Origin of the sequence: Acinetobacter sp. YH12041, from assembly GCF_013419975.1 — a bacterium.
GTDB lineage: Bacteria > Pseudomonadota > Gammaproteobacteria > Pseudomonadales > Moraxellaceae > Acinetobacter.
Genome location: NZ_VOZC01000039.1, coordinates 1 through 6,836 on the forward strand (window position 1 = coordinate 1; position 6,836 = coordinate 6,836).

A 6,836-nucleotide genomic window follows, 5' to 3' on the forward strand; every position below is an offset into this window, starting at 1 on the left:
AATGGCTTATTTTTGTTCAAAAGTCATATTTTACCTCGGAGAAACCGGACATTTTTATTGGTGAGAATATAGACACTTTAAATGGGTTCTAACACTCTCGTTTCGTATAACAGCCATTATGTTAAATTGTAGTAAGAACTTTAATGCGATAGAGCAGAATGTATATGCAAAATAAGCTTGATAACATTATTCAAGAATTAAAAGAACTATCTGGGAATAGTCGTCTAAACATAGAACTACCTGATGATATTTTCATATCTGCTTATGAACGAAAAATAGGTTTTATTTTTCCAAAAGATTATAAAAAAGTTTTGAAAGAGATTAGCAATATCTTTTATGGAACAATTGAATTAGCGTCTCTTACAGATGAGAAAGAATGCTATCGAGGGCTATCTCAGATATTAAATGATGCTAGGGAGCAAGGTCTGCCAGAAGATTGGCTACCTATTTGTGAAGATAATGGTAGTTATTATTGCCTATCTCCTAATCATAAAATTAGATATTGGACAGCAGATGGATATAGCGATGAGCAGTGGGAAGATTTAGCAGATTGGATCAAGCAAGTTTGGATAGATGGAAATTAAGAATTTCTAAAATTAACATAATACACCTTATACGAAATGCTGTTTTTTATTTGTTTTAAATCATAGCCTTATATTGATGTTGAAAGCCCAAGTATGCGTACTTGGGCTTTTTCTTTGATTTATCACGTTCCACGCCTAATAAGTGATCAATGTTTCACAGTTTTAATTAGCCCAATTGAATAATCAGGATGCCTGGTCTTTTTCTTTTTGGCGTTCATCCAGCTCTTTTTTCAGCGCCTTGTGATCCTGGTACGATGCAATCAGCATGATCGGGATCAGCAGCGGGGCTACAATAATGCCCAGGGCAATGTCTTTCAGTTTCGGCATGATCTTTCTCCCTTAGTCATTATCAAAAACAGCATTCAGTACACGGCCAAATAAGCCACGTTTTTTGTGTTGTGGCACTGCCACATTTTGCAACGTGGCATGCTGTAGCGTTTGGGTGTGGTATGCCGTAGTTTCTTGCTGTGGCACTGCCACATTTTCTGCAACATTTAATTCATTATTCTTTTTATTATCATTGTCTTGTTGTGTTGTCGCATGCTGTGGCATGTCGGTGTCGCATGCCGTAGCATCTTGTTGTGGTGCTGCTGTGGCAGGTGCAACACTTTTTAGTTCAATGAGTGTTTGCATACGGTCAATTTGTTGCATTAACCGTTCTTCACGTTCTTGGTATTTTTTGACTTCATTTTCTAAATGGGCAATAAGTTTTTTTGTAGATTCATCACCTTCTTGCTTAGATGATTCAATTTTTTGAGGTGTTTGCTCAGGTTCTCCAAAGCATCGAATGACCTCTGCTAGATCGAATTGTCCATCATTGGAGCGTGATAAACGTCCATTACGTACAGCTCTGTAAATGGTTGATCTATCCACATGAAATTTTTTAGATACTTCACTTAGTGATAACTTAGCCATTTACGGTGTCCTTTTTATTTGATGGCATATATCCCACTTTTTTTAGGTATGGGTATAGTTCTTTTATTCGGTCAGGGTCTTGCAGCATCTCAGCAATACGAATAGCAAATTGCGGATAGCTTTCAGTTCCCTGGGAATAACGACCCATTTCAGGAAGTTCAGAAAGTTTATTGGCAAACATATGGCGTTGTGCATCAGTCATCTTTGTAAAGAAATCTAAAGTATTAGGATCTCTATCTACTAGAGGTGGAGAGTCCTTTTTTTTCTGTTTAAAGTTAAACGAAAAACCAGATATTGAGCGACCCCGTTTATGCTGCTCATACTTTACACAAATATCTGTATGTTCATTTATCTGCTTAATTGAAAGTTCTAGCACACGTTCTTTTAAGTGAGCCATCCGTAAATATTCATTATCAAGAACACCTAATTTTTTTCTGAACTCTTGTAGCTCGATAATTGGTGTTTTACCAGCACTTCGCCATTGAATTAGAAGCTCATATAAACGAATAGCATAAGCACTACTAAGGCTACTGACTTGTTGTAGTTCATATTTCGTAAATTGCTCTTCTAACCTGGTGATGAATGGAACGACAGCTGGAGCAAATATTAGGTCTACAGTCGCTTCATTGTCGTTATAAGCAATCTGAGAAACCCAGCGACTCATAACATTTCTGATATTCCCATTAGCCTTTTTTTCTTGATAACTAAACTGACGTGCAAAAAGATCTTTACAAGCATCTTTTAGAGCTTGATAGGCTGTATTGCGGTGTACGCCAAATTGATTGATATAACTATCAGCATGAACTTCTAATGGATCATTCGCATTAATACCTCTACCACTTTCACGTGCTTCAACAATGGCTAATAGTATTAAACGTTGTTCTACTAAATCTAAGTTATAGCTAGCATTTATTAAGGCATTATCTTTTACAACTAAATCTCTCATAGCCACTAATTTTTTATTGTGTATAAGTACACGTTAATATTATTTGTGGACTTATGCAAGGTAAACGTAGTCATATTGCAAGGTAAACGTGGACATATTGCAAGGTAAACGTGGACATATTGCAAGGTAAACGTGGACATATATCCTTTGAAAGTGTTGTAAATAAAGGCTTTCAGCATGTCTAAAAGCATTTAAAAACTTTAAAAATAATTAAAAGCCCAGGTAAGGAAAAATTGCCCTTGGTTTTCGCTACGCTCAAACTCTATTGAATCTCGCTTTCACTCGATTCGTCGGGGCAATTTTTGGTTGATCTCGTTGTGACTTCAATAAAAAGCAAAAGCACGATGAATTCGCTTCGCTCATAAAGCTTTTTTACTCGCTACGCTCGATCTAGGCTTAATTTTCTGCATGTGATTTACGCTTATTTAGGCTTCACAGCCTAAAAAGCTGTTTTTCAGAGAGTCTAAGCGCGAATTTCAGCGATTTCACTCGTAGACACTCGTTCTGTATCTTTCTTTATTAATCGAGCTGTCATCGCATTTAAAGGCGTTTTAAAGAGCATATGGTTTTTTAAATAAAATCTTTTCCTGCTGTATGCGGATCATAAGAAAAAGAAGGGGTTTGATTGATCAACTTTTGTTGATCTTTTTCTTTATGAGTTTCATTTTTTGGAGCTTCAATGTTATGTATTTTCCCCTGGTGCGGCGTTTTTTCGCTAATGCCCATTTTCTGCAAATTTCTTAATACCGCACTGTAAGAAATATGGTTGGCGAGATCGGGTAAATCGGCATGTATTTCTTTAACGGTGAATCCCGCTTTTAACCGTTTTTCTATTTCAGGCAAAGCCGCTGTGATAAATTTTTTTGCGCCATGTCGAGTAACCATTCAGATCTCCTCATTTCTGTTTTTTATGCGATTAAGTGCAATTATATGCGATCAAGAGCTTTTATATGCAACTATGTGCTTTTAAGTGCGATTATAGGATTTTATAAGCTTTTCATTTTTTTTATGTGCGATTATATGCGATTAAGTGCGAAACATAGTTAGGGTGAAACAGGCAAGATGTGTAATGTTGGTCAACATGCTAGCATTTTGACACCCATTACTCCTGCTTATTCGCTTTTCAAGCTCAACGTGGAATCTTGTCCTGCGGAGCTTTTGGCATAGCCAAATGACAATGGAAATGATGAAAATGAATGAAAAGAAAAAGCCAAAACGGATACGCCAAAAGATCATTAAAGTGGTCGTAACTGATGAAGAAAAAAAGCAGATTGAAGCAAATGCTGCTCAGGCTAATTTATCGGTTTCTCAATATGCACGTGATTTGGGTTTAAGCTATCAGCCCAAAAGTTTGATAGATGTTCAATCGTTTCAGGAAATTCGTAGCATAAAGGAGGATTTCAACAAGATTGGTGGTTTGTTGAAAAATCTTATGAGTGGTGAGGTTACTGATCCGAAAGAGATCCAAACAAAATTAAATGGCTTACTGTTGGACTTATCCAAAAATCAAAATTTGCTTGATCAGCTACTGACTAAAGTAAGATCCAAGATCAAGTTTTAAAAAAAGTGTATGGTCTGTTGCCTTGTATAGTGGCGTTAGCCGCCACTGCGTATAAGAGATTTTATGTTAAATCGATAATCAAAAAGCCCATGAAAGTAAGCCTTTTTTCATCCATGAGATTTACTTACTTCTTCTAAAATTTTGCTTTTTACCCAGTTTGAAAAATCTTTTTGATTTTCTACAAAGTGTAAAAGATCAGCCTCACTTTCCCGATTAAAACTTATACTTTTAACTTTTCTACTCTGCTTTTCATATTTTGCATTTATTGCAATTTTTCGCCAATTTGTTTGATCGACAATATCATAAGCAGCAGCGAAAACATTATTTGCATCATTTTCATCAATACAAACTTCAATATTTTCTGCATTGAAAATACGGATTTCATCCATTTCTATTTTTTTATTGGTAGATGAAGTGAACCCGAAAAATAAGGTAATACCATGTTTTGATGTTATTTCTATATTGCCAAAAGATTCATCAGTATTTGTATGAGATTGATCTAATAGAATTTCACAGCTAGTAACTCGCCAACCTGTTTCCTGTTGAAGTTGTGAAGCTAACATTGGAAGCATATGTAATCCATTTTTGTTTTTGATAGTAATACGATAATATTAATTTTTAATTTTTACAAGTTTATAGATGAGGATATAGACATTTGGTGGTGTTTCAAAAAGTATGCTGAAGAAAAAGCCGATTGGATTTTGATAAAATAGAGAAATGCAAATAACTCTAGCAATCAAATGTCCAACCTGCCTCAGTGATAGTATAAAGAAAAATGGCATCAAAGTAGATGGGAAACAAAACTATCAGTGCAAAGACTGTAAACGTCAGTTTATTGGTGACCATGCTCTGAGCTATCTAGGATGTCATTCAGGCATTACTCGAAAAATATTACAGTTGATGGTCAGAGGTAGTGGTATACGAGATATCGCTGAAGTTGAGCGAATCAGTATCGGTAAAGTTTTACGTACTTTAACCGAATCGACCTACCAAATTCAGCCTAAACAAAGTCATTATGAGTCTCTTGAAGTTGATGAGTTTTGGACTTTTGTGGGAAATAAAAATAATAAACAATGGCTTATTTACGCCTACCATCGAGAAACAGGTGAGATTGTTGCTTATGTTTGGGGTAAAAGAGACTTAGCTACAGTTCAACGATTGAAGGCAAAGCTTAAACAATTAGGTATTCACTACACCCGAATTGCAAGTGATCATTGGGACAGTTTCATAACTGCTTTTAAAAACTGCAAGCAAAGTATTGGTAAATTTTTTACTGTAGGTATTGAAGGTAATAATTGCAAAATAAGGCATCGAATTAGGCGCGGTTTTAGAAGGAGTTGTAATTTTTCAAAAAAGATTGAAAACCATTTTAAAGCTTTCGACTTAACCTTTTTTTACATCAATAATGGCTTCATTTAATGTCAGCATACTTTTTGAAACACCACCTTGTTGAGCTGGAGCGAAATTCTTTCAATTGCCAAGAATCTACTGATTCGTGGTATTGACCGAATTGTTTATAATAAGAGATATCTCCCTTAACCTCAACATTTCCCTTGTCAGGAGCTATATCATTGTTAATGATCTCCAACAACGTCGTTTTTCCACTTCCGTTTAACCCGACTACACCAATAATATCGTTCTTAAAAACAGTTAATTTATCAAAAGTAAAAAGAAGCTTGCCTCCAAAATATTTTTCTATTCCTCTCATTTTTATCAATTCCATACAATCGCCTCCCTTTCTAGCGATTAAGTTAATAAACATATTAAATCATTAATTAGTTTTTGTAGTTTAGAGAGTTTATTTCTTAGGGTTTCTATTCCTCAATTATTCCGTATCCTTCTGGTGCAGGAATCCCATGTTCCGAAGAACGACTGACTGATTCCCACTCTTTCCATGTAAATATACGTTTTTCTGCATTTTCAACAGCTAAATCATATACAAGGCTTCCCAGAACTAATCGGAGAGGCGGATTCTCACTATTAACCAGTTTCATTATAGCTTCGGCGGCTAACTTAGGATCACTATCCACCGATTCGTTTGAATATTGTTGGGCCAACTTTTCACGTAATGAATCATACTCTTTTTTCTGTGTAGTAAAACTCATTTTTAAGTATAGATTCGTCCAGTAACCTCCAGGTTCTACGATAGATACTTTTATACCAAAATGTGCAGCTTCTTGTGCTAAAGCCTCGCTAAATCCTTCTAAAGCAAATTTACTAGCGCTATAGATTCCCGACATTGGACCACTAATCAGTCCACCAATACTAGATATCTGGATAATATGACCTGATTCTTGTGCCCGCAAGTACGGCATAACAGCTTGACTTACCCATACTGTACCGAAGAAATTAGTTTCCATTTGGCTTCTAACTTCATCTTCACTAAATTCTTCAATCATTCCCATTACCATATTCCCTGCATTGTTAATGACAATATCGAGTCTTCCAAAATGTTTAATGGCAGTTTCCACTGTAGTCGAAACAGCACTTCTATCAGTAACATCAAGACTTAAAGGAAGTAACATTCCTTCAAACTGGCATTTTAACTCATTCAGTTTTTCAATATTTCTAGCAACACCAACAACCTTCTCTCCTGACTCCAATGCTTTTTTTGTGAATTCGTATCCTAGTCCACTGCTTGCACCTGTAATAAACCACACACGTGTATTTTCATTGTTATTAAATGTCATAAATAATCTCCTCGGTAGTGTTTCAAAAAGTATGCTGAAGAAAAAGCCGATTGGATTTTGATAAAATAGAGAAATGCAAATAACTCTAGCAATCAAATGTCCAACCTGCCTCAGTGATAGTATAAAGAAAAATGGTATCA

The 6,836-nt window shown here is 35.6% G+C and carries 10 protein-coding genes; 3 read left to right on the forward strand and 7 right to left on the reverse strand.

The window, feature by feature from the left end:
- Window positions 1-164: 164 nt before the first annotated feature.
- On the forward strand, window positions 165-584 hold the full coding sequence (locus FTU00_RS15145; protein ID WP_001180106.1) for an SMI1/KNR4 family protein: 420 nt from the start codon (window positions 165-167) through the stop codon (window positions 582-584).
- 183 nt (window positions 585-767) lie between these two features.
- Here FTU00_RS15145 and FTU00_RS15150 read toward each other — a convergent pair whose 3' ends face one another.
- The 4 genes from FTU00_RS15150 to FTU00_RS15165 form a co-directional block, all read right to left on the reverse strand.
- The gene (locus FTU00_RS15150) at window positions 768-911 is read right to left on the reverse strand and encodes a hypothetical protein (protein ID WP_179994516.1); all 144 of its coding nucleotides are present in this window, start codon (window positions 909-911) and stop codon (window positions 768-770) included.
- Between the two features lie 12 nt (window positions 912-923).
- A complete protein-coding gene (locus FTU00_RS15155) occupies window positions 924-1,499 on the reverse strand; it encodes a plasmid replication DNA-binding protein (RefSeq protein ID WP_180145358.1) in 576 nt (191 codons plus the stop codon).
- On the reverse strand, window positions 1,492-2,445 hold the full coding sequence (repM, locus tag FTU00_RS15160; RefSeq protein WP_164543278.1) for a replication initiation protein RepM: 954 nt from the start codon (window positions 2,443-2,445) through the stop codon (window positions 1,492-1,494). Before repM ends, FTU00_RS15155 begins: the two co-directional genes overlap by 8 nt.
- Before the next feature lie 570 nt (window positions 2,446-3,015).
- Window positions 3,016-3,330 carry a hypothetical protein gene (locus tag FTU00_RS15165; protein ID WP_180179977.1) on the reverse strand — a complete coding sequence of 105 codons (315 nt, stop codon included), beginning with the start codon at window positions 3,328-3,330 and terminating at the stop codon, window positions 3,016-3,018.
- 286 nt (window positions 3,331-3,616) lie between these two features.
- On the opposite strand from FTU00_RS15165, the gene FTU00_RS15170 reads away from it, so the two are divergent.
- On the forward strand, window positions 3,617-4,006 hold the full coding sequence (locus FTU00_RS15170) for a LysR family transcriptional regulator (RefSeq protein WP_257227208.1): 390 nt from the start codon (window positions 3,617-3,619) through the stop codon (window positions 4,004-4,006).
- 107 nt (window positions 4,007-4,113) lie between these two features.
- On the opposite strand, the gene FTU00_RS15175 is transcribed toward FTU00_RS15170, so the two are convergent.
- On the reverse strand, window positions 4,114-4,578 hold the full coding sequence (locus FTU00_RS15175; protein WP_004968108.1) for a hypothetical protein: 465 nt from the start codon (window positions 4,576-4,578) through the stop codon (window positions 4,114-4,116).
- 145 nt (window positions 4,579-4,723) lie between these two features.
- Here FTU00_RS15175 and FTU00_RS15180 point away from each other — a divergent pair, with 145 nt between their 5' ends.
- Complete coding sequence (locus FTU00_RS15180; protein ID WP_180179978.1) at window positions 4,724-5,425, forward strand: IS1-like element ISPa14 family transposase; 702 nt, start codon at window positions 4,724-4,726, stop codon at window positions 5,423-5,425.
- Here FTU00_RS15180 and FTU00_RS15185 read toward each other — a convergent pair.
- Window positions 5,418-5,729 carry an ATP-binding cassette domain-containing protein gene (locus FTU00_RS15185; RefSeq protein ID WP_180044481.1) on the reverse strand — a complete coding sequence of 104 codons (312 nt, stop codon included), beginning with the start codon at window positions 5,727-5,729 and terminating at the stop codon, window positions 5,418-5,420. The genes FTU00_RS15180 and FTU00_RS15185 overlap by 8 nt on opposite strands.
- 91 nt (window positions 5,730-5,820) lie before the next feature.
- A complete protein-coding gene (locus tag FTU00_RS15190) occupies window positions 5,821-6,696 on the reverse strand; it encodes an SDR family oxidoreductase (RefSeq protein ID WP_078081115.1) in 876 nt (291 codons plus the stop codon).
- Window positions 6,697-6,836 lie beyond the last annotated feature (140 nt).